This window comes from Bacillus sp. CCNWLW194 (genome assembly GCF_037120585.1).
Classification (GTDB): Bacteria; Bacillota; Bacilli; order Bacillales; family Bacillaceae_G; genus Bacillus_A; species Bacillus_A basilensis.
Window position 1 is genome coordinate 1 of sequence record NZ_JBBBBL010000029.1, and the last position, 23,641, is coordinate 23,641.

Consider the following 23,641-nt stretch of genomic DNA (forward strand, 5'->3'; position numbering starts at 1 on the left):
TAGTAAAAATTTCCGATTTATAATTCACTTTTTTTATAAAAATAAGTTACCTATTTAACCAATTTTATTTGTAATTTACCTTATGGTAAATTACATTAATCCAATATCTAATATTACTTTAGAATTACATAGAGGGGATGTTGTGGATATCATTACCAAGATCCTTGATTAATCTCCCTCTATCTATGTATTTTTAGTTTGTTTTAATTCGTCGAATTTTCAATTGATATTTTTAGATATTTTGCCGACATTTTATAAGCACGATTATCAAAGAAATAGTCTCCTAATTCATGAGCCAGTTCACTTACTAAAGGATATTGTTTCTTTTCTAAACCCATTTCAATTGCTTTTTGCATATGTTTTTCATATCCATAATCATCTCCTCTTAATTTAGATATCTTCCCCTTCAATCCATATAGTTGAACATTAGCGTAAGGTACATCAGAAATTGATAATACCTCAAACGCTTCATCCATAAATTCATTAACAGTTTTCCAATCTTTAAATTCTATATAAATCTCTATTAAACTTCGTAATGCGTATACCTTTTGATGTTCTTGTTCGAGAAACTCACTTAATTGCAAACATTCTTCATAGTACTTAATAGCACTTGTATAGTCTTTCAAATCTTGGTAAATTTTACCATAATTGTATGAGATGATAGGAGCATATACAGAATTGTCATTATTTTCTAATTCATATTCTGCTTGCTGTAAGCATTCAAGAGCCCTGTCATATAATCCATCTAAATCATACAGTATTGCGAGCATTAACAAAGTATCTATTACTTTATTCTTTATATTAAATCTCAAAAATATTTTGTAAGCTTTCTGCGCATACAAACGACTAATGCTTTTATCTTTATACAGCGCTTTATTTACAAGACACAGATTATAATATACACTGGCGTGTTGAGTAGTTTCTTCTAAATCAAGTAAACTCTCTATCTTCACGTAGATTTCATGTGCAGCCATATAATCTTGTTTATTATAAAAATAATAACCTCGAGCCATTAAATAATATATATAATCTTCAGTATACTGGGGGTCTATTTGATTTGGAATAACTTGCACAGCCTGATTTACAATTGCTTCTACATATAATAAGTTATTATTTCGGGAATGATAGTATATTAAAACACCATAAGCCTTTAATAATAAAAGAATAGAGTCTATATCACGAACATACAGTTCTAAAGAAGATAGGTCTTTTTCACTTATAATTTTATCATTTTTATACTTATTACATATTTCAAGAAGCATAGGTTCTATATCCTCATAATCTGCATCTACAAGAAAATTGTAATCAACATCTAACTTTTCAGCGACCTTTTCTAAAAAGGAAGCTGAAGGTTTGATTTGTCCATTTTCAATTCTGCTTAAATACGTTATAGAGCATATTCCTGATACTAATTCCCCTTGCGTAAATTCTTTATGTATACGGATTTGTCGAATACGTTCACCAATATTCATATTTCCAATCCCTTCTTCTAATAACTTAATTGAATTATTTTTGAGTAATATTATATGTATGAATTACCACAATAGATACATTATTTGATTTTAAACAGGGAAATAATATTGTATATTCCCCTATACATATCAATCCAAATATGAAAAACAAGATTAATACAATACAGCTGTAACTAATTACTTTATTTATCAATACTTGTTTTAATGCAACTGAAATGTTTAACGATTATTTTATACTATTGGCTTTCCTTTTCCCCCTCTTACATTTCTATATTATACCAATTTAATAATAATCATGCTTAAAAAAATGCATCTTTTATACCTTCAAATTTTTGAGATAAAAGCCCTGTGTCAAAAAACGATAAGCACTTACAAGACTTTATATGTTGTAAAAATTTTCTCAAATACTCAAACATGTAAAACACTACAGAAAAAACTATTAAAAATCCGCAATTTTTTTTATCAAATTTTACTAATTGTTATTAACATAAATTAACACGTACATTATAGATATAGAAATTCGATTAGTTAAAAGAGAGTTATTCTGATGTTAGAAAAAAATTTTATAAATACGATAAGCAACGTTATATTTATAAACTCTTAAAGAATCTATCACTTCAGTTTACTCGTTTATTTATATTAGTACATTGGTATAAATTTTAATGGATATTTGTTTTATTGCTGAAACATGTTATAAAAATACGTTGAAGGAGAATGCTATATGACGTTACAACATGGCACATATTTATTAGAAAGAGAAAATAAAGAAAATACATTTGATGAAGAGCGATATCAGAAATGGTTAAGTAAGACAGGATTAAATGAATCAATTATTGATACTCTAATTCAGGAAAACAATATAGAGTTAGAATATTTCAAAACTGTTTTATCAAACAAAGAGAATCCTGAGTTAAATACTTCTTTAGAATGGATCGCTATTGTCAACACATTAATAAATGATAATACATATTACAATAAAGATATCGAATACTTAGAGGGATTTGAAAACATTCCATTTTTCGCATTTTATGTTCCATTCTTTAACTATAGTTTGGAAGTAATATCAAATAAATTTAAAGGGGTTCATGAAGAAAAAATATTCTCTATCAATATAGAAAACATTACAAAAAGTATTCTATTAACTGTAGCTGATAGAATTGGCCAAATTGGATTAAAAGTATTAATAACAGAGATTAATATGGCGAGAACTGGTGATTTACTAAGTGGTGAGACTGAAAAGGAAAGATATGCTAGCTTTATTAATGAATTTCTTCAAGATAAAGAGTATATCCAGAACCTATTTAACTCTTATCCTGTAATGGTAAGACTAATGGTAGAAACTGTGCATAGTACTGTAGATGCAATGTTTGAGATAGTCTATCATTATGCGGAAGATCGAGATCAACTAGTTGAAATTTTTGGTGGAGATTTCAACACTTTAACCTCAATTGACTTGGGCGCGGGTGACACTCACCAAAATGGAAGAACTGTAGCTATGCTAAACTTTAATAATAAAAGGAAATTAGTATATAAACCTCGCTCGTTAAAAACAGATGAACTATTTAATGAACTATTAATTTGGATTAATAAAAAAGGATTTAAAAAACCATTAAAAAACTTAACAGTATTAAGTCGAGATGAATATGGATATCAGGAGTTTATTTCAGGAAGTGAGTGTAATACCTCGCAGGAAGTTGAAAACTTCTATTATAGACAAGGTGGATATATAGCTTTATTTTATATACTAAATTCTACAGATTTCCACCATGAAAATATTATTGCTGATGGTGAGTATCCTATATTTATAGATCTAGAAACACTATTTAGTAATTCAATTGAATTTAATAATGAACTAACAGATAATAAAAGTGCTTTTTTAAAATTATCATTAAATATTAAAGATTCTGTTTTTCAATCGTTAATGCTGCCTGTAAAATTCAGTGATGATCCTCTTATTGATTATGATCTAAGCGGTTTAGGAATAAGTGGTGAACTAGAAGTAGAGCCTTCTGCAGTAAATGCATTGGATAATGTATATAGTGATCAGATTAAAATGGTTAAACAAAAAGTTAAATTAAAAGAATTCAATAATACCCCACGAATTAAACAAAAGAAAACAAATGCTAGTGATTATATTGAAGAAATTATTAATGGGTTCACGGATATGTATAAATTAATATTAAATAATAAGAAAGAATTCACATTAGATAATGGGCCTTTATACTCGTTTAAAAATACCTTTGCAAGACAAGTTTTCAGAGCGACTGAGGCGTATGCAAGATTTGTATCGGCAAGTATTCATCCTAATTACTTAAAAAATGGAATTGATAGAGAAGGCTTATTTTATTATCTATGGCATGGTATTAACCATCAACCGAAATTCAGCCGAATTGCAAAGTATGAAATACAAGACCTTTTAAGAACTGATATACCTTACTTTACCTTCAAAGTTGGTTCAACAAGTTTATTTAGTTCAGATAAAATCGAAATTAAAGACTTTTTCGAAAAAACTTCGATAGATGAAATAAAAGAAAAGCTAAATAAATTAAGTGACCTAGATCATGATCAACAAGTAGAATTTATAAAGCAATCTCTTGGCGCGATTGCTACAAACGAGCAAAAAGAATACACTCCGTACGGATATAAAGAGGTTGAAAAGAGTCTTTTAGATACCAAAGAATATCAAAAAGATCAATTTCTGAATGAAGCAAAAAAAATAGGCGATGAAATAGTGAATCGTGCTATTGTAGGTGATAATTTCAAAGATGCATTGTGGTTTGGGCTTAACTTAGATAATAATGAACAATTTAAATTATCCCCTATAAGTATTGATTTATATAACGGTAGCTTAGGAATAGTACTATTCCTTGGAGTACTAGCAAAAGAAACTAATGATGAAAAATATAAGAAATATGCTGTTGCTGGATTGAATTATATTGAAAATAAGTTAGCTCATACAAAATTACAATCGACTTCAGCATTTTCAGGGTATAGCTCCCTTTCATACGTATACGCTTATTTAGGAAAAATTTGGGGCGATCAAAAACTCATTAATCAATCTAGAGAATATATCAATAAAATTGATTCGCTATTAATTGAAAATGAGACCACATATGATTTTGTAGGTGGATTAAGTGGTTCCCTTCTTGTATTAGTCCGACTATATGAAAAGTTTAATTTTACTGAATTAAAACCTATTTGCGATTTAATATCCCAAAAATTATTAAATCAGGCTTCTGACCAAATAAAGAATAATACCTTGCTCACTGGATTAGCACATGGTGCTTCTGGATACGCTTGGCCATTACTAGAATATGCTTATAAAATGGATCAGAATCACTTACAAAAGGATATATTAGAAATATTAGATTATGAAAATAGCAAAGTAAATGATAATCAAGATAATTGGTTAGATTTAAGAGAAAATGAAAGCTTTGACGCGCCAGCATTTTGGTGTCATGGGGCCGGTGGAATAGGCATAAGTAGATTAATGATGTCTCAAATTATTGCAAATACTAATATTAGCGGTGATTTACAAAAATGTATTAATGTACTCATGACTAAAGGATTTGGTACTAGTAATACCTTATGCCATGGTGACTTTGGAAATCTTGATTTTCTTTTAACTTATGCTCAAGTTACAAAAAATAATGAGTATATAGAAATCTCAAGAGAAATCGGTAAACATGTATTAAAACAAAAAGAAGAGAATGAACAGTGGAATTTAGATCAACACGGCGATGTAAATATCTTAGGATTCATGATCGGAACTTCGGGTATAGGCTTTGAATTATTACGTTTAAATAACCCTGATATTCCTTCCGTGTTAAGTTTAGATTTACCGTAAGTTTAAAGATATTTCTATCACTCGTGATTATGTAACTGAAAATATAACAATTAAACCGCTTTTATAGCCAAAAGTTAAACTAATAGGAGTCACCATATCAAAGAAAGAAAATTGTACATTCGGATACAATTTAGACACAAAATATCCGGTTCCTTGTACGCTAAGGGATCGGATATTTATTTTACTGTTTTATATAGCTTACAATTTCTCGCTTATTTAGATACCATAGAACATTAAAAAATATCAACTTGTACTACATTATCTGTTGTAGCATTAGAGCTTCCTGTAGTTACTTTTAATGAAATACAGTCACCTGCTTGAAATGTCATAGAAATATTATTATTGATATTGGAAGTTAGGATACCAGTTAGTGTAACGGTAAGAAGTGTATCTACAACATTTTTAAATCCAGATTCAAATGCGAGTGTTGGAAAAATTACATATCTTTAATATCGTCTTTTGAGATACTTTAAAATAACATATCGAGCCGTTTCATTTACCTTACAAAGATGTTAGGCGGATATAAGGTTAATAAAAATATAGAATAGGAAAAAAGAGAGTGTAGGGGGATATATATGAAAAAACCAGTTGTAGTCGTTAAAGACGTTCAAAAAGTATACGGGAAAAAAGGGGAAAACCAATCACACGCATTAAAAGGTGTGTCGTTCTCGATTCAAGAGGGGGAATTTGTTGGAATTATGGGACCATCTGGTTCAGGGAAAACAACGTTACTAAATGTAATTTCAACATTAGATAAAGCAACAGGCGGTGTTGTTGAAATTGCCGGTGCGGATATTACAAAGATGAAACAGGGTGAACTTTCTGATTTCCGTTCGCAAAAATTAGGGTTCATTTTCCAAGACTTTAACTTATTAGAGAACTTATCTATTTATGAAAACATTGCACTTCCGCTTTCACTTCAAGGTGTTCCATCACGTAAGATTGGACCGAAAGTAGAGAAAGTAGCGGATATGTTAGGAATTTCAGCTATACTTCAAAAATATCCATCTGAAGTATCTGGTGGACAGAAGCAACGTTCAGCAGCAGCGCGTGCGCTTGTGCATGAACCAGCTATCATTTTAGGAGACGAGCCAACAGGAGCGCTTGATTCTAAAAATGCCACAAGTCTTTTAGATGCGATGACAAACTTAAATGAAGAACAAGACGTATCAATCATGATGGTTACACATGATCCATATAGTGCAAGTTACTGTCAGCGTATTTTATTCATTCAAGACGGAGTGTTATACAAAGAAATTCACCGCACTGGTGCACGTGAAGTGTTTTATAAAGAGATTTTAGATGTACTTGCAGACTTAGGTACACAAAAAGCATAAGAAAGAAGGTTCAGGCATGTTATTTAAACTTTCTATGTCAGGACTAAAAAGTAAGCTAAAGGACTATATCGTCTTACTTGTTGGTCTTGTCATGTCCATTTCAATTTTTTATATGTTCCAAACATTAGCGTTAAACGAAGCCTTTCTTAAGGCAAACTCTATTATTAGTGAAATTGGAATAGTATTCCAATCTGGTTCAATCTTATTAGCAATTATTACCTTCTTTTATATTCTATATGCAAACTCATTCTTATTATCGCTTCGTCAAAAAGAATTAGGTATGTATATGATGTTAGGGGCAAAAAAATCTAAGGTTACATTCCTTATGTTCATCGAAACAATTGTTTTAGGTGCGGCCTCCCTTGTAATCGGGATTGCAGTAGGTGTAGGGCTTGCACAAGTAATTGGTAAACTACTTATGCAACAACTGGATTTTACTTCAGGTGGTTATGAAGCGTTTTATGTTTCTTCCATGATTGTTACTTGTGTTTTCTTCTTTGTGCTATTTGTATTATCAGCAATTATGAATAGTATTAAACTATCACGTATTACAGTTCTACAACTTGTACATGCAGATTCAAAAACAGATAATGTTTCTGTAAAAGGTGCGAAGACTGTTATCTTTGCAGTATTGGGGATTATTTTATTAGCAATTGGCTATGCTTCTATGATTTACATGGATAAGTTAAAACTAGCTGGGATTTTTATTGCTTTAATTACTGTAACATCTGGAACTTACATGTTATTTGGAACGTTCTTACCTCTTATTATTAAAAAGATGAAAAGTAATAAAAAACGTAATGAAAAAGGACTTAATGCTTTTACATTTGCACAGTTAAACTTCCGTATTAACAGCTTAACAAAAGTACTAGCGACAGTAACAATGTTAGTTGCGCTTGGAGCGGGGGCAATCTCAGGTGGTATGGCATTTAAAAATAACGTTATGATGAATGTAGATACTCTTGCGATTTATGATGTTACGATTCATAATCCAACGACTGAAGAAAAGAAAATCTTAAATGGTATTACATTTAAAGAGAAAAGCGAATATCGCTATAAAACAGATGATAAATACGTTTATTATGTAAAAGAAGATTTAGAGAAACACCGTCCTTTCGTAAAAGATGTTAAATATATTAAAGAAGGAGTAAAAGATCCTGCTAAAGTGAAAAAAAGAGCTTCTGAAAAACTACCAACAGGAGAGATTTCGAAAAATAACGATAATTTAATTTCAGCAGAGTGGAAAGATGTCTTCGGAACGCTGGAGCCCTCTTATGTGCATCCCGATCAAACAATTAAAATTGTCGATCAAAAAATATATGATAGCTTAAAAGATACAGAAGGTACTGTATTCATTGGAAAAACAGATAATTTCTTAACATACACAAAAGAATGGGAAAAAATTGACGAGTTACAGTTAACCAAATATAAAAATCTAAAAATTGATGATATACCAAGTAAATACGCGATATATACTGGTTTTTATGGCATTTCGAGCGGGACAGTATTTATGGGCTTCTTCTTAGGAATTGCTTTCTTAGCAATGATGGCAAGCTGTTTAATGTTTAAAATTCTATCTGGTGCATCAAACGATATTACGCGTTATCAAATGCTTCGTAAAATCGGTGTGCGCCGTGAATTATTAACAAAGTCAATTTATAAAGAATTATTCTTAATATTCCTATTCCCAGCGATTGTAGGGATTGCACACGTATTAGTTGGTATGAACATCTTTTCGTTCATCCTAATCAATCCATATTTCCTTATTTGGCTTCCAATAATAATTTTCATAGTCATTTACTCAATTTACTACTTCATTACAGTTCAATTGTATAAAGGCATTGTTCTTCCGAAAGAAAACTAAACATAAAGTAACTTCAAAATCAACTTTTATTGTATATTTTGAAGTTACTTTTGTTTAGTCCACTTTTTTCAGCACACTGCATCTAAATAATAAATCTATCAATCCCAACAAAACTTTATTAATTTCCTCTTTATTATTTAAACCGATGTTAAAAAACATTTCTAACAAATAACAAAGATAACCATCAGAACTTCGAATATCCTCTCGCACCTCACCATGCATTTCAAAACATCTAATTTTTCCCTATTACAAACAATTTAATAGAACACTCACTACTCTTTTTATCGATGTCTAAAAAAGCATCTAATAAAAAAATCCAGTAATTTAAACAGAACATACTGTAGTAACAATAAGAATACACCTTGTAAAGAACAAACAATCGATCATAAAAATAAAATCTAAACAGCCTCCAAACAAAATAAAAGACCAACAAATAATTTCACGTACTGTAGTTTATACAGAAAAACCAAAAGAGAAAAAAATATAATAGAAATATGTATTGGCATAGTGGACAAAGTACCAAATTAGCCCGTATTTAGTGTGATAGAATCACTGTTATCCCTTGGGAGTAGATCATATAATCGCTCTGCAGCTCCAGGGACGATTGATTGAATAAACTCCAAGTACAACTCTTTTTGTTCTGTTGTACGACCAATAGCATTATTAAAAAGCAACAACAAAGTAGACAGTCCAGTTTGTCGTTGACTACCTTTACCGATCACATGGAGATATATTTGCTTTGATTTCTTTAGCACATTATTTAACGTACTTCTTGGAATTCGCATCACTTCACATATTTCTTTTTGAGTAAAATATACGAATCCTTTTTCGGTATTTTTTTGCACGTTTAAGAAGTCAATGATATCTTGTTCCCACTCATACCAATGACTACGCACACGATCCTTGCGTGCTTTCTTATGTTTATACCAATACTGTGATGGTACTAGAGTTGAAAATGTTACCTTTCTATCTGACCAAATTTCTAAAATTTGATTGATGTACTCTTTGTTTGCGCCTTTATATTTACCTGAAAAAGCACTACGAATAGCCTTTTGAATACTTGAATTTTTCAAAGGGCTTTTTAGGCTTGTATTAAATTCATCCAGTAAATTATATGCCTCATCTTGAGTCATTCTTGAAGAATAGCATGCTAACGCGAGCGTAAATACAGCGTTATCACGTCCAAATACACCTTTTTGACCTCTGATATGTGTGCATGCTAATACCTTTTGCACCCATCCTTCAGTAATTTGCGTAGTTTTAATTTGCTTATTTGAAATAACCGTAAATAAACTTCTACGATGGCCGATATCTTGATCTTTAGACCATTCAATTAAATGAGATAAATTACATGTACTGTTTGCATCAAACCATACTATGTTCTCTTCATTTGGCATACGGAAGAACCCGAAGTCATTACATGTCAAATCAACACCAGGTAAAAGATCGCTTAGAGCTTTTCTGATGTTCTCACTGATTCTTTTTGCACTACGTAATCCCCGGAAATCGTTCTTATTCGAAATAAATAATGGTTTATCCAACACAAAATAAACCTGGTATCCCTTCACACTTTCAACAATAACTGTAGGCATTCCTAACTGCTTGTCCATTGCTGCAAGTACGATTTCCCCTGGAGTAAGATCTTTTGTATCAATATCAACAGTAAAGCAATTAATTTGTTTTAGATTTCGTTCTTCATGCCCTTTAATGATTTTTCTGTTTCTATCTATGTACGTTCCCACTCTAAAAATATTCGGAGTCCAATGTGTAGCTTGTCCAATATGGTCCAGTACTGTTTCTTGAGAAGTCAATACAACTCCCTTTGTACCATATGAGTTCGTTAAATCTTCTTTTGTACGTGTAATAAATACAAATCTGTCATCCATTTTGATACTAGAATCCTGAGAATCTAACATGAATATGCTAGCTCTTGAGTTTTTATATTTATATTTTCGTAACCCATCATGTAAAATCAATTCAATTGCTTGTTGCGTTTTATCCATGTTAAATCTCCTTTCCACTAGATTTTTGACAATAAAAAAGGTGAGCAGTTATAACACTGCTCACCTCAAAAATTCTCTGGAAAGTAGATAAAAGACAGACTTTTCTCCATATTCAAACAAACTTAAATACGGATTTCTACCTTTACAATCTAGCTCTAATTAACTATACTAAATACAGATATTTTTATATCTCTAACAACATAGTTAACTAGAACGGACGGAGAATTTTACATACTGGTTTTGCAGTGTGTAAATGGAATACAAGTTGTTGACAGCAACGTGTATTCACCGGGGAGTAAAGTTATTGTCAGTAACTCTACTTTTTCTGTCAGATTGGGACCTGAGAAATCTCAATTAGACAGCCGTTCTTTTTTTATTTATTTTTTTATTTATTTTTTTACCATTTATTTATCTAATAAGCTCTTTATGTACAGTATCAAATTAAATCACTTTTTGTTGAAAAACTTGCTAATTCTTACATTACAGCAAGTTTTTTTGTTTGTAAACAGTGAAATTACGCGTAATTTAAATAATATCCCTATTTCCCTATTTCTATTTTTCCCTATTTCCCTATAGGGATATTTCTATTTTTCCCTATTTCCCTATTTCCCTATTTTTTAGTTTTTTTTCTCTTTAAACCTCTCCTTGAAAATCTTCACTCTCACTTACTTTTCAAACCCGACTCGAATTAAAAATCCCCTTTTAAATCAACGTTTTTGTTATAAATTATTAACTCTATCATTCTATTGCATATACAGAACATCATTGTTATAATTCATTTAATAATATAGAAATATCCCTATTTCTATAATTAGAAATATCCCTATTTCCCTATTTCTATTTTTCCCTATTTCTATAAAGGGATATAGGGAAATTTTAAAAAATATTACTGGAGTGTTAAAAATGGCTATTACAATTACAGTTGGGAATTACAAAGGTGGCGTTGGTAAAACCACAAATGCTGTATTAAACTCTTATGAAGTTGCGAAAAAAGGAAAGCGAACGTTACTCGTTGACCTTGATCCGCAGAGTAATGCAACGAAGTCTTTAATGTTAACGAAATCCATTCTTAATCCAGATGAAATTGTAACGGTTGAAAAAACATTAATGAAGGGGATACAAGAAGGGAATTTAGATGGTTTAGAAGTGGAAATCATGGAGAATTTATATTTAATTCCTTCTTATGTTGATTTTCAAGATTTCGCAAAGTTTCTTTATAAGACCTGCACTTCTGAAAAAGAAGAAGATCACTACTTTAAAGGATTACTTGAAAAGATAAAACATAAATATGACTACATATTTATTGATGTTCCTCCTATGTCACTAGAAGTTACGAAGAACGCCGTTGTAGCTTCTGATTATGTTCTAATTGCTTTACAAACACAAGAACGTTCTCTTACTGGTGCAGAGAACTACGTTAATGAACTCATCAAGTTGAAAGAAAAATATGATCTTGATATTGAAGTAGTTGGTATTCTTCCTGTCTTATTAAAAAATAATGGTAAAGTTGATGAATACATTATGGAAAACGCTCGTGAAATCTTTGGTGAAGAGAACCTATTTAAAAATGTCGTTCCTCAAATGGAGCGTATTAAAAGATTTGATGTAAATGGTATTACTGAAAAAGATAGACATGATATGAATGTAATTGAATTATACGAAACGATTAGTGATGAATTATTATCTCGTATCGATATGTTTGAAAAAATGAAGGTTGGTGTGTAATATGGCGAAAACTCCTGGTTTGTTAGGTAGAAAGAAAAGGAACTTTGAGCCTACTGAGCCTTATGTACCAAAGCAAGGACAAGCTGCGATTGACAATAACGTTGAAGCAACTGCTCCTTCTCAACCTAAGACAGAAGAAAAACAAGTAACTCGAAAAGCAAAAAGAAACGAAAAAACTGAAACAAAAAAGAAATTTAAAAATCAGCAAGGCAGTATTAAAATTTCTAATCAATCAAAAGAAGAACTTGAAGTATTAATGAAACTTTCAAACACAAAATTCGCTTATGAAATCATAGATTTACTTATAGATCGTTATGTAGAAAACGAACTAACACCTGAGCAGAAAAGGAAATTCAAGCTCTTAACAGAGATATAAAAATATGGAAAATTAGAAACATCCCTATTATTATAAGTAGAAAAGTAGAAATGAATACTTTTCTACTTATGCGTAATTTATCTAGTAACACCCACCAGAACTTCCATCATGGCTTTTTCTTCTCTCTTGCCGCTATAATTCTTTTACGATATTCCTACATTATTTTAAATATTAATAAGAACAGAAAAACAAGGATACATACTTGATTCAAATGTAAACTTTTAAATATTAGTTTACATTCGTTTCCCCTTACACATTGACTTCTCACCAATTCCTCTGATATTCTCAAAATACATAACAAAAGTATACATTCAAAACACTATAAACAAAGAGGTCAAAAATCATGAACAAAAAACTACATCTCATTGATGTCCAACCCATTCGAACAAAAGAACATATCGAAGATATGAAATGGGCTCTCAAACGCCATTGTTCCGAACGAGACTATATTCTTTTTCTTGTTGGCATTCATACCGGACTACGCGTAAGTGATCTACTCCAACTTGAAACCCAAACCATAATAAAATTAAAACGAAAAAAGAGAAAAGAATTTAAGATCAAAGAAGGAAAAACGAAGAAAGAACGCATGATTAATCTTACTTCTATTTTTGATGAAGTCTATTCGTATGCTCAAACCCTAGAAAATACATGGTTATTCCCTTCCCGAAAAGGAAATCAACCCATTAGTAAGATCCAAGCGTATCGACAATTGCAAAAAGCCGGAGATTTTGCCAGTGTAGAATCTATCGGAACACACACTATGCGCAAAACCTTCGGTTATTGGTTTTATAAACAAACTAAAGATGTAGCTATGCTGCAAGAAATTTTAAATCACAGTACACCACAAATTACACTTAAATATATAGGGATCAATAAAGAAGAAAAAGATAATATCCTTGATACATTTCAAATCTAACCTTTCTTATTTTGGTTAATTTTAATATATTGAATATATAATATATTAAAAGGAGTGTTCATCATAAATAATCTAAATAAATTCCTAAATGAAAACCAATTTATCAAATATTCCCTTTACATAATATTAGGTGCCGGAATTATAAAAATAGGCTATGAATTTGGATATTACATTGCAAATTTAGCGATGTAAAGATAAAAAGACCAGATTAATAGGATGTTTCTCTAAGAAATACAAAAAACCTTAGGTTATTAAAACACCTAAGGTTTTTTAATTCAATAGATTAATCCATTAAATTTTTCAACTCTAAAAACAATTTTTAATTACATCACCTAGTTCAAAAAACTCCAAAACAGCTTTTTGTGTTTCACCCGGTAAAGCTCTAGTAGATACACTTACCGCTCTCTTAATAGCATTACCTCTACCATAACCAAGATTACGTTGATGCTTATATGCTGTTACAATGGTCTTAGTCATAGAGTTAATACCACCCATTAACTTAGCCGCTTGTTTAACCTTTAAAATTTTTGCCCATGGAAGAGCATTTACAGCAATCGCTTTTCCAGCACTAGAAATACAATCCCAACTAACACCACGAAGTGATCCATTAAGATTATCCGCTACAGCTGTTAAATTATCACCATCTGCTATAAAAGTATATCCAGCAAACTCAGATCCTTTATTTTCGTTTAACCATTCAACCCCAGAATCAATTCCTGAATTCGCAACAGCATCTGGCATTTTTTCTACTAATTCTAAAAGTGGAGATAAAGCTTCATAGTCTTCAATTTCTGATTCTATCTGTTTAGTTTCATTCTTAGTTGTTTTAACTTCTGCATTTGCTACCGGAAAACTAAAGATTGTAGAAAACATTAAAAACGAACAAAAAAGAATACCTAACCTTAAAAATCTTTTTGACATACAAAAACCTCTCCCTTTATTTTACATTTATTCAAATCTATGCGAATACTTCAATAATACGGTAACATATATTAAAATATAGTCCATACCTAATTTAAATTTACTAAGGAGGTTTTCCACATGAATAAATACATTTTACCTGGAATCATACTAATCTCTATCATTACCTTTATTGCAAACTTTATTGTTAATGATGAGAAAATCAATGCTCTAATTGATGTCATTGGCCTTATTTTAATTTTAGGATTCTGGGGTTTTTCACGAATGAGTAAAGATCAGAAAAAAAACAAATAATATTTTAAATAAAAAGCTAAGAAAAAAGATCTAGTTTTTACTAAATCCTTTTTCTTATCTTTTTTATTTATATATTTAAATATTATAAATACGGATTTTTAGTCCGAAATCCATCTTGCAACAGATCATTGCATGCTTTTTTTATAATGCTACGATGCGTTTCTTACTATTTAATATTAGAATAATTAAAGTAGTTGAAGGAGGTACATATATGGACATTGGAAAAAAAATAAAACATTTAAGATTAATAAATAAAATGACACAAGAAGATGTAGCCAGCCAGTTATTTATTTCAAGACAAGTTATATCTAAATGGGAGCTAGGAAAAAGTCTTCCTGATCTAAACAATTTATTAGCCTTAAGCAATCTATTTAACGTTTCTATTGATTCTTTATTAAAGGAGGATTCAAATTTGCAAAATCAGATAATAAAACAAAGCAATTATAAAAGATATTTATTAATAGCTTCTCTCTACATATATTCTTTAATTACTATTGCTGTTATATTTTATTGTCTCATTGCCTTTTTACTTATGCCAAAAGACATAAAAACATCAGATCTAAAGGTTATTAATTCCCACTTTTATCAAGAAAGCGATAAAAAAGAAATTCTATATATTTATAGTAAATTAACACCTTTCTTCTCCAATTATTCAGGGGATTATAGCATCGAAACAAAAGAGCATGAAATAAATATTCATGCTAATCGAAATTCAATTCCTTTTAGAAATAAAGATGTTTTATTTTCAATTGAAAAAGATATACCTCACGGGATAGATTGGCAAGAAAAAGATGTTTACATTGTAGACGAAAATAATAACAAAATACTTATATATAACCATAAAAATAAACAACTATATTATCAAACAAAAAATTAAAGTAGGTGATCAAAATTAAAAACATCTATAAATATATTTTTATACTAACTACGCTTATTCTTAATATAATTAGTTCTCTACTTATAATGAATACCCCATTTATACCAGGGAATATGGTATTTGCTATTACATTTTTATTTTTCACCATGCTATTCCAATCAACTACAATGCTATTCATTATATATATGATTAAAAATGAAATATCTAAAAAGATAAAAATAATATTATATGTTTTTTTAACACTAGATATATTAATCTTTTTATTCTTAATCAATATGACATACATAGTAGCAACATCATTAAAATATTATTAACATCTTTATAGCAAGGGAATGCTTGTAGACTGATCTATACTGCATTCCCTTATTGTATGTATGCTATATTCTTATTCGCCTTTTTCTAACAGTAGAACCACGAATTTTGGCGAAGACATTGGTTTTTGCCCTTTACTACTGGGGCATCCGTCCTATGCTTTTCATTCCACGATTCACTTGACTACGAGCCTCTTGCCCTCATAGTCAAGTGACTTTCGCGGCATAAACGCATAGGAATCAGTAGATTACTTCCAAAATTGATACCATTTCTTTTCATTACTTGCCGCAACCATCTGTTTTACTTCTTGAAGCTCTCGCATAACAGTCATAACAGCCTTATCACGATCAGCAACTTGTTGTTTCTCTACAGTATCGGAGTGAGTTAATAATTTTTGTTGCGATTCCAATAAGTTTGTTAGTTGAGCTATTTGTTCATTTTGACTCTGTAATTGTTTTTGTTGTAACTCCACTGTACCTTTTAATTCTTGCAATAATTCTTTTAAATCATCTGATTTAGGTGTTATAACAGTCATATTTATATTCTGAACTGTTAACCCTTCCTCTTCTAAAAGTAATTTACAAGCATCTTCCAATGTAACTTGGGGCATACTTTTTAATTCTACTAACCTTTGTAATAATCCAATATCATAATCATCAAAAATAACGCGTTCTCGTTCATCTCTTTTAAAAGCATAACAGTTATAGCTCTCAATTAATAAATAATATTTTTTAATCGTAGACGGCGATACTTTCAATCTTTTAGCAACTTGGGATACATTTTCATAAATTATAGGAGTCATAATAGTCATAACCTCCTTTTTAGTATTTCAAATTCGTTATAACGGTTATAACTCCTCTATCTTAGCACTTTAAATAAACTTGAGCTAAATCTACTCTTCCTTTTCCGTGACCTAATTCTTCATGAACTATATTCATCGCGTCTTGTACTTGGCGATAGGTAGTTTTAAACTCTTGCCGAATCCCATAATCCGTGCGTTTTCCTCGCTCGTGATTTTTTAGCATATAAGCCAATATTTTCTGTCCTTGCTCATAGGATTCCCCTAATAATTCTTTAAAACGTTCCCTCGCAAACGTATGACGGAACATATGCGTTCCATTCGTAGGAATCCCAGTTGCCATTCCAGCTTTTAATAGGGCGGCCCGCAAAGTATTATCTTTAACTGGAATGACTTTTTCATGTAACTCTTTATCTTTAATCATTTCATAGATCTTTTCTTGCAACCTTTCAGGTATCTGAATTTCACGTCTCCGTCCACCTTTTGTAATTCCTTTTCCATTCTTAATCTTTAAAACACCCCTCTTCAAATCAAAATGTTCTAAAGTCAGATTGATAACTTCTCTCGCACGAAGTCCCAAATGTAACTGTAATTGAAATGCATTCCGAACATGGACAGAGGGGATGTTCTCTATTAATCTATTGGCGTCTCTCAAGCTCATAGAGCGATTCTCAGGAGCTTTCTTATCTTTTTGGTTGTTATAGCTATACACCCTTTTTTCAGAACAAAATCTCACAGGGTCCTTTTGAAGCTTCTCCGCCTGTCTGTGCATAGCTATTTGTAACTTCCTTAGGCACGTCTCAATATTCATTAAGTGTCCGTGGGACACCCCTTCTTGTTCTTTATACTGTAAATAAGCATAATAATGTTCTTCTTTAAAATAAACGATTCGTGTAATTCCATACTGTTCCCTACAAAAACGTGCAAAATCAATTGAAACTGATATTGTATTTTGAATATGTTTAAAAGAATATAAACCTCTCGTATGCTGTCCTTCTTTTTTTGCTTCATATTTTGATTGCCCAATACAAATAATTTCTTTTACTGCATTTTCAATTTGCCTTACAAGGGATACTTTTGAAGATCCTCGCCGTCTTCCCATATTCCCGCCGCCCTTCGGTCGGCCCGTTTTCGCTCACGCTCAAACGGGCATAATCCACCTTATGGTGCGCGGCAAATGCGCCGCACACCATAAGGTGTCAATCCGCTACTCCATATGTATCTGTAAAACTTCAATTTAAGCCTACGCCTGTCGCTCCATATTTAGCGTGGAGAGCAACTGTTATATCCACGTTTCTTTAGCAAATCCACTTGTCTTCGCAACGGCACGGCTATAGCCGTGCTTTCTTCGTACCTTACGGTCCTCACTCCTTTTTTTATATTGTTTAATCCAAAAACACATTCATTCATTTTCATGATCTCATTAAAAATAAATAATTATATATAAAAAGAGCCGTTCCGGACTCAGAGTCATAAACACCATATTAGTGTCTGAATCTGAACCGCGAAACGGCTCTTGAATGTTTAAAAGAAATAAAAAAGAAAAGTAAATCTACATTAAATTTAACATAAGTTAGGTATAGATTCCATTGATTTTCGTTGACTTTTAAAGTGGAGACTGATTCCCTCTTTTGGATCTAATCCCTGTGTATTACATCTATCTATACGGTAAATGAAATTATTAACGGTTTAACTTGTATACTAACAAATTTAGGGCAATAAACGCGGCGCGTAATTGTTGTGGGAGTAATTGATAATCCTCTTTCTCCTATTATTTTCATCAAATTACGAAAACACAGATTGTAACGCGAGTACGACCTGACCATTAATAAGAATGGTTGAAGCTAATAATCTTTACGCTTGAATAGGTTTTAGATCAATGAGTATGGAACACTATCAAAAAAACAGTACATATCGCAAGTTAAAATGCTTTGTACTGTTGCTTACTTATCTATTATTTTTTACACCTGCTATAGTTAAAATTTATTTAGTAAACTAATTTATTTTCCCATTAAATATATCCTATAAATCTTATATAAAATTTAAAGTACAGGTACTAATTTCCAAACAACTTTTTCTTTACCTAAGTAAGCTCTTGTAATAGGACCATTTGTTACTTCGATATCTTTATAATTAAGGTATCCTCCTTCTGCTTGCAGGGTATATCCTCCTTCTACAGGAGTTATTATCCAATCAACCGCGTATTGTTCACCCAAACTAATATATAAACCACCCCCACCCTCTATAAAGTGATCAACAAGTCCTATCCCAGGCATCGGATAAGGCATCCCAATATGGTATTTCTTTTTTTCTTCAGAAAAAACCAATTTCATACGAGCTCCATTAGGTTTTTCCACTGTATTTCCTAGTGAAGGAGCCACTACTAAAGATGGCAAAAAATTAAAAGACCGATGAGAACCTAATCCTCTTGTTGGTAAATCTGCTGGAACTATATAATAATTTTTACTTGTATCAATCCTATCTTCTACTTCGTTTACTGAATTAGATGATACGGATGCACTTGCCTTCTCTATTGGCAAAAATCCTAAAAATGTAACTAAAACCAGGAAGGATATTAATACTCCTTTACTCTTCATAAAATCATCTCCTTTAAAATATTTAACTTATATAATAACCACACAAAATAAATCTGAATATTAAGAAAATTAATTGTGAAATTTAGCATAATTCTTGTTCAACTATTTTGTTGCGCATACTATGATTAATACATTTATGCTATAGGAGCCTATTCAATTGCATTAGTAAGGATTCAAAATTTTAATAGGATAAATTTACATAATAAAATTAACCATGCTTAATAACATACATTATTCATGACCATTGCAAAAATTATTATTTTGGAGTCTTTCCATGAAATAAATCAATCATGTTGGAATTATAGGTGTAGTAGAATGGAGTGTGGTTGTTCGAGCAATTGGTATAATATATAAACGACTGAAGAGTAAAAAAGAAAAGTTTTCTTTTTTACTCTATCATTTCAAATAAATATGATTTATTGAAAGATATCATAAGTAACCATTCCCAAAGGGTATTGGGATATAAGGTGACAGTTGGATTCGAACCAACATAAAAGGGTATGCTAACCTTGTACCATTCCTAATTGGCATGCCACCATATGAAAAATATTGATATACTAAAATAAAAGGCGACAATCGGATTTGAACCGATGATACAGGTTTTGCAGACCTGGGCCTTACCACTTGGCTATGCCGCCATATAATTCTCTATAAAAGAGAATTAACACTTTGTTTTACAATTAAAACAATGTTAAACATCATATCAATTAACCATTAATTCTGAATAAATGGATTCCACACCACATTATAGCATTGTTTATTTAATTTAGTAAATAAAATTACTGATTTTTCAAATATAACAATCATTTATAGGAAGCCTTCGACATTTTGTCTTCTGTGCCTATTAAAATTTCGTAGCCTCCCCTAGGCAAATAAGAGAAGAGGCATGTGACTTCAACGTACAAATATGTGTTTTATTATATGCATCATGAGTTGATCCTACTAAAATAGTGAACGGAAATTCGATATTACAGGATTCTCTTTCCCCTATAGATAGGGATAGTTCAATATCGTAAATAAACTAATTCTCTAAATTAAAGTTTTCTTTTTGAGCATAATTAAAGACTTTAGATTCCTATTTTTAGGTCAACAGATATATATCCTAAATATAGAATGAATATCTAATAAAATAATTTTGTACCTTGATAACACCCAATACCTTTTCTATCAAATAGCTTATCTTTAAATGCTATAAGATCAGTGTAATAAACTATACCTATGACAACCTAGATTCAAGTATAAATCTTTTAGTGTTAATATGTTCTCTTTTTTAATCTTGAGTCCTTCGTTATCTATATTTAGGCATGATCATTGGATCAGGATATGTGTTCATCTGATTTGGTAAAAATGCAGCTATAGCAGCTGGAACTGTCTCGATATAGATATCGTCTGAACCCGCGCCAGTTACAACCTGTTTTAATTCATTTTCATCAACTATACTAATCAACCCACCAGTATTCCATTTTTGTTTTCGCATTTCATCTGATTTTTTTCTTCTAAACATTTGATATCCACCCTTTTTTATAATTTTTTAGTTTGAATTTAAGTACGTAGAAAATATTTAAGATATTTCTCTTTTAAATTGCTACATTTTATATTTTTAAAGCTTAAATGTTAAATTTATAGTTTGTATCGGTATGAATGATTATTTATGATTCCTCTATATAATTTTTTAGGAAACCGCACTTGAGAAATAGATCTCAAGCGCGATTTAAATTAATTAGCATCTTTTTTTCTTTGAGGCATAAAGGTAGTAACAAATGCAACAAGAGCTATCCCTAGACCTAATCTTTCAGGAATGTCAATATTTAACCCGTTATTCCATTGATATATAAAGGAAGCCAAGATTAAAAGGGTAACTACCCCACTTGCATATCTGATTAAATTACGGTCTTTTTTTGTTTGAACTTTCATATCTATCCCTCTTTCTTTTTTATTAGATTCATGAATATATATGCTTAATTTGCTAGTAACTTGTAATTCGGTTCTATATCCTTGAAGAAGGAAGAGTAATAACCAGCTTTTAGCATTAACTCCTTATGAGTACCTGATTCTATAATAGTTCCTTTATCCATCACAATTATTAAGTCTGCATTCATTACTGTAGTAAGTCGATGTGCAATTACAACTCTTGTACATTTTATTTCATTGAGATAATCATCTACCTTCTTCTCATTCAGATGATCTAATGAACTTGTTGCTTCATCTAATACTAAAATGGATGGTTTATGAACTAAAGCTCTCGCAAGTGCAATACGTTGTCGCTGTCCTCCTGAAATATTGAACCCCATCTCAGATATGAACGTATTATACTGCATAGGCATCTTCATAATGTCATCATGTATTTGGGCTACCTTAGCGGCTTCAACAACTTCTTCTATCGATATATCCTTATCGTAAATTGCAATATTTTCAAAAATAGTCTTATTAAATAGTGTAACGTCCTGAGGAACTACACCAATTTGACGTCTCAATGATGATTTTTCGATATTACTTAAATCCACATCATCATAATATATTTTCCCCTCACTCGGATTATGCAATCCCAATAGTAGACGGGACATGGTACTCTTTCCAGCACCAGATTCTCCAATAATCGCTACTTTTTGGCCCGGTTTAATTTCTAAATTAATATTTTCAACAGACATTGGACTATATTTTGTATATTGATAACTTACATCTTCAAAACGTATACGACCTTCAAGATTAGTTATCTCTTTCATATCCGGAGTTTGTTCTTCTTTTGGTGCATCTAATACATCTTGTACCCTTCTTAAATACGTACCAGTTACAAAGAAAGAATTAAACATTTGGACAATTGACTGACTTAGCCCAAAAAATTGATTGGAAATAGCATGAAAAGCTACTAGATTTCCTAATGTTAACTGATTGTTTAAAATCAAATATGCACCAAGCCACAGAGTGAATAAAGGAGCTAAACTCCCAATAGAACCACTTACTGATTGAATATAATTATTAAGGTTTTGCTTCTTTCTATAAGCTTTTAGCAACTTTTTAAAATTTTTATTCCATCGAGTAAATATTTTATCCTCGATTCCAGCTGTTTTAACATTGAATATTCCATACAAAGTCTCTGTTTGAATACTTTGAACTTCACTATTCGCCATAATTTCTTCTTGGCTAACCTCTTTTACTTTGGAGCGTGTAGCAATTAATAAAACTGCGTTAAGTGCTGTGAACACTAAAACAGATACCGTTAAAATTGGTGATTTAATTATCATGAAAACAAATATTACAATTAGTAAACCAACATCTAATATACCCTTAATAAGGTTTGATCCAATCATATCTCGAATTATTCTTAGACTATTTACCCTAAATAGAAGATCTCCAAATTTTCTTAGGAGGAAAAAATGATAAGGTAAATGAAGTAAATGATTAATAAATTTACTCATCATTTGTTTATCTAAAAAATTCTCCATTACAATTACAACCTTACCTCTAACTATATTGAATAGAAATTGGAATCCCACCACAAATACTATTGATATTAAAAAGATATTTAACAAATTAAAATTTTGAGGTGAAATAACATGATCTATTAAATATTGTATTAGAAGGGGTATACCTAAAGTGAATAATTGTAACACAAAGGACAGTAGGACTAAATTTATTAATAGGGATGGTCTCTCTTTCAATATATTAATATATGGTAACCATAAACTTTTAGGCTTCTTCTTAACAAACCTTTCACCTGGTACGCATGTCATAACATATTTTGAAAAATCCCTTTCGAACTCTTCCTTTTTCACCTTATTTCTTCCCACAGCGGGATCAACAATTATTACTCCATGTTCAGCTACTTCCTCTAGTACTACATAATGTTTTTCCTTCCAATAAATAATGCAAGGGAGTGGGACCTTATATAACTCATCATATTCTTGAATTTTAAAACAATTTGCTTCATATCCTAATCCCTCAGCTAGATGCTTTAAATGAAATAGTGACGTTCCATCTCTACCATTACCAATCCTTTCATACATATCATGAAAAGATACGGTACTATTATGATATTCGGTAATCATCGCTATACAACAAAAACCACATTCAGTCTGTTGGGCTTGTTCTATAAATGGTACCTTTTTCTTAAACATCAATTAGGCTCCTTTCTATATAATTTGTTGTACTTAAAATATAAATGCTTCCTAATGTTAATAACAATTAGTAAAATAGGATCAAAAAAACAGCAAATTAATGCTTATTTTTTTGATCCTATTTTACTAATACAAAAAAATTTAGAGTTAAATTCCTTCTAGATATGGAGTTTAATAATAAATACA

At 30.8% G+C, this 23,641-nt stretch carries 17 protein-coding genes and 2 tRNA genes; 8 read left to right on the forward strand and 11 right to left on the reverse strand.

Translation table 11 applies throughout. The annotated features are described in order from the left end of the window. Positions 1–203: 203 nt before the first annotated feature. Positions 204–1,472 carry a helix-turn-helix domain-containing protein gene (locus tag V7S50_RS32440; protein WP_242256629.1) on the reverse strand — a complete coding sequence of 423 codons (1,269 nt, stop codon included), beginning with the start codon at positions 1,470–1,472 and terminating at the stop codon, positions 204–206. Positions 1,473–2,193: 721 nt separating this feature from the next. Between V7S50_RS32440 and V7S50_RS32445 the strand changes: the two genes are divergently transcribed. The 3 genes from V7S50_RS32445 to V7S50_RS32455 all read left to right on the forward strand — a co-directional run bounded on the left by V7S50_RS32445 (position 2,194) and on the right by V7S50_RS32455 (position 8,520). Further along, on the forward strand, positions 2,194–5,319 hold the full coding sequence (locus V7S50_RS32445) for a type 2 lanthipeptide synthetase LanM family protein (protein WP_242256627.1): 3,126 nt from the start codon (positions 2,194–2,196) through the stop codon (positions 5,317–5,319). A 575-nt stretch (positions 5,320–5,894) separates the two neighbouring features. Beyond that, entirely contained in the window at positions 5,895–6,656 is a 762-nt protein-coding gene (locus tag V7S50_RS32450; RefSeq protein ID WP_242256625.1) for an ABC transporter ATP-binding protein, read from the forward strand. 16 nt (positions 6,657–6,672) lie between these two features. Continuing rightward, positions 6,673–8,520: an ABC transporter permease gene (locus tag V7S50_RS32455; protein WP_336376767.1), complete on the forward strand. Its 1,848-nt coding sequence runs from the start codon at positions 6,673–6,675 to the stop codon at positions 8,518–8,520. Between the two features lie 524 nt (positions 8,521–9,044). On the opposite strand, the gene V7S50_RS32460 is transcribed toward V7S50_RS32455, so the two are convergent. Continuing rightward, positions 9,045–10,523, reverse strand: a complete 1,479-nt coding sequence (locus V7S50_RS32460) for a primase C-terminal domain-containing protein (RefSeq protein WP_000361852.1) — start codon at positions 10,521–10,523, stop codon at positions 9,045–9,047. Positions 10,524–11,426: 903 nt separating this feature from the next. On the opposite strand from V7S50_RS32460, the gene V7S50_RS32465 reads away from it, so the two are divergent. The 3 genes from V7S50_RS32465 to V7S50_RS32475 all read left to right on the forward strand — a co-directional run bounded on the left by V7S50_RS32465 (position 11,427) and on the right by V7S50_RS32475 (position 13,540). Next, entirely contained in the window at positions 11,427–12,248 is an 822-nt protein-coding gene (locus V7S50_RS32465) for a ParA family protein (RefSeq protein WP_001018647.1), read from the forward strand. A gap of 1 nt (position 12,249) precedes the next feature. Continuing rightward, entirely contained in the window at positions 12,250–12,624 is a 375-nt protein-coding gene (locus V7S50_RS32470) for a hypothetical protein (protein WP_001140761.1), read from the forward strand. A 343-nt stretch (positions 12,625–12,967) separates the two neighbouring features. After that, a complete protein-coding gene (locus tag V7S50_RS32475) occupies positions 12,968–13,540 on the forward strand; it encodes a tyrosine-type recombinase/integrase (RefSeq protein WP_242256622.1) in 573 nt (190 codons plus the stop codon). Positions 13,541–13,846: 306 nt separating this feature from the next. Here V7S50_RS32475 and V7S50_RS32480 read toward each other — a convergent pair whose 3' ends face one another. Further along, complete coding sequence (locus V7S50_RS32480) at positions 13,847–14,461, reverse strand: hypothetical protein (RefSeq protein ID WP_097889990.1); 615 nt, start codon at positions 14,459–14,461, stop codon at positions 13,847–13,849. Positions 14,462–14,581: 120 nt separating this feature from the next. On the opposite strand from V7S50_RS32480, the gene V7S50_RS32485 reads away from it, so the two are divergent. Together V7S50_RS32485 and V7S50_RS32490 are read left to right on the forward strand one after the other, a co-directional pair. Next, positions 14,582–14,755, forward strand: coding sequence for a hypothetical protein (locus tag V7S50_RS32485; RefSeq protein ID WP_242256620.1), 174 nt, complete (start codon positions 14,582–14,584; stop codon positions 14,753–14,755). A gap of 211 nt (positions 14,756–14,966) precedes the next feature. After that, the gene (locus V7S50_RS32490; RefSeq protein ID WP_242256618.1) at positions 14,967–15,632 is read left to right on the forward strand and encodes a helix-turn-helix domain-containing protein; all 666 of its coding nucleotides are present in this window, start codon (positions 14,967–14,969) and stop codon (positions 15,630–15,632) included. Between the two features lie 559 nt (positions 15,633–16,191). Here the strand turns inward: V7S50_RS32490 and V7S50_RS32495 are convergent. The 8 genes from V7S50_RS32495 to V7S50_RS32535 form a co-directional block, all read right to left on the reverse strand. Beyond that, positions 16,192–16,746: a DUF3967 domain-containing protein gene (locus V7S50_RS32495; RefSeq protein ID WP_000187863.1), complete on the reverse strand. Its 555-nt coding sequence runs from the start codon at positions 16,744–16,746 to the stop codon at positions 16,192–16,194. 61 nt (positions 16,747–16,807) lie between these two features. Next, positions 16,808–17,845: a tyrosine-type recombinase/integrase gene (locus tag V7S50_RS32500; protein ID WP_336376766.1), complete on the reverse strand. Its 1,038-nt coding sequence runs from the start codon at positions 17,843–17,845 to the stop codon at positions 16,808–16,810. A gap of 940 nt (positions 17,846–18,785) precedes the next feature. Continuing rightward, on the reverse strand, positions 18,786–19,340 hold the full coding sequence (locus V7S50_RS32510) for a hypothetical protein (RefSeq protein WP_242256613.1): 555 nt from the start codon (positions 19,338–19,340) through the stop codon (positions 18,786–18,788). A gap of 465 nt (positions 19,341–19,805) precedes the next feature. Next, positions 19,806–19,877 (reverse strand) — tRNA-Ala (locus V7S50_RS32515). A 30-nt stretch (positions 19,878–19,907) separates the two neighbouring features. Beyond that, positions 19,908–19,978: transfer RNA gene (locus V7S50_RS32520), tRNA-Cys, on the reverse strand. 650 nt (positions 19,979–20,628) lie between these two features. Next, the gene (locus V7S50_RS32525; RefSeq protein WP_000489763.1) at positions 20,629–20,844 is read right to left on the reverse strand and encodes a hypothetical protein; all 216 of its coding nucleotides are present in this window, start codon (positions 20,842–20,844) and stop codon (positions 20,629–20,631) included. Positions 20,845–21,056: 212 nt separating this feature from the next. Continuing rightward, positions 21,057–21,254 (reverse strand): hypothetical protein, encoded by a 198-nt coding sequence (locus V7S50_RS32530; RefSeq protein WP_061402410.1) that lies wholly within the window; start codon positions 21,252–21,254, stop codon positions 21,057–21,059. Positions 21,255–21,298: 44 nt separating this feature from the next. After that, a complete protein-coding gene (locus V7S50_RS32535) occupies positions 21,299–23,455 on the reverse strand; it encodes a peptidase domain-containing ABC transporter (RefSeq protein ID WP_242256611.1) in 2,157 nt (718 codons plus the stop codon). Between the last annotated feature and the right edge of the window lie 186 nt (positions 23,456–23,641).

Coding starts and splice junctions, on each gene's coding strand:
- V7S50_RS32440 (WP_242256629.1), bottom strand. CDS start 1,472: ATGAATATTGGTGAACGTATTCGACAAATCCGTATACATAAAGAATTT.
- V7S50_RS32445 (WP_242256627.1), top strand. CDS start 2,194: ATGACGTTACAACATGGCACATATTTATTAGAAAGAGAAAATAAAGAA.
- V7S50_RS32450 (WP_242256625.1), top strand. CDS start 5,895: ATGAAAAAACCAGTTGTAGTCGTTAAAGACGTTCAAAAAGTATACGGG.
- V7S50_RS32455 (WP_336376767.1), top strand. CDS start 6,673: ATGTTATTTAAACTTTCTATGTCAGGACTAAAAAGTAAGCTAAAGGAC.
- V7S50_RS32460 (WP_000361852.1), bottom strand. CDS start 10,523: ATGGATAAAACGCAACAAGCAATTGAATTGATTTTACATGATGGGTTA.
- V7S50_RS32465 (WP_001018647.1), top strand. CDS start 11,427: ATGGCTATTACAATTACAGTTGGGAATTACAAAGGTGGCGTTGGTAAA.
- V7S50_RS32470 (WP_001140761.1), top strand. CDS start 12,250: ATGGCGAAAACTCCTGGTTTGTTAGGTAGAAAGAAAAGGAACTTTGAG.
- V7S50_RS32475 (WP_242256622.1), top strand. CDS start 12,968: ATGAACAAAAAACTACATCTCATTGATGTCCAACCCATTCGAACAAAA.
- V7S50_RS32480 (WP_097889990.1), bottom strand. CDS start 14,461: ATGTCAAAAAGATTTTTAAGGTTAGGTATTCTTTTTTGTTCGTTTTTA.
- V7S50_RS32485 (WP_242256620.1), top strand. CDS start 14,582: ATGAATAAATACATTTTACCTGGAATCATACTAATCTCTATCATTACC.
- V7S50_RS32490 (WP_242256618.1), top strand. CDS start 14,967: ATGGACATTGGAAAAAAAATAAAACATTTAAGATTAATAAATAAAATG.
- V7S50_RS32495 (WP_000187863.1), bottom strand. CDS start 16,746: ATGACTCCTATAATTTATGAAAATGTATCCCAAGTTGCTAAAAGATTG.
- V7S50_RS32500 (WP_336376766.1), bottom strand. CDS start 17,845: ATGGGAAGACGGCGAGGATCTTCAAAAGTATCCCTTGTAAGGCAAATT.
- V7S50_RS32510 (WP_242256613.1), bottom strand. CDS start 19,340: ATGAAGAGTAAAGGAGTATTAATATCCTTCCTGGTTTTAGTTACATTT.
- V7S50_RS32525 (WP_000489763.1), bottom strand. CDS start 20,844: ATGTTTAGAAGAAAAAAATCAGATGAAATGCGAAAACAAAAATGGAAT.
- V7S50_RS32530 (WP_061402410.1), bottom strand. CDS start 21,254: ATGAAAGTTCAAACAAAAAAAGACCGTAATTTAATCAGATATGCAAGT.
- V7S50_RS32535 (WP_242256611.1), bottom strand. CDS start 23,455: ATGTTTAAGAAAAAGGTACCATTTATAGAACAAGCCCAACAGACTGAA.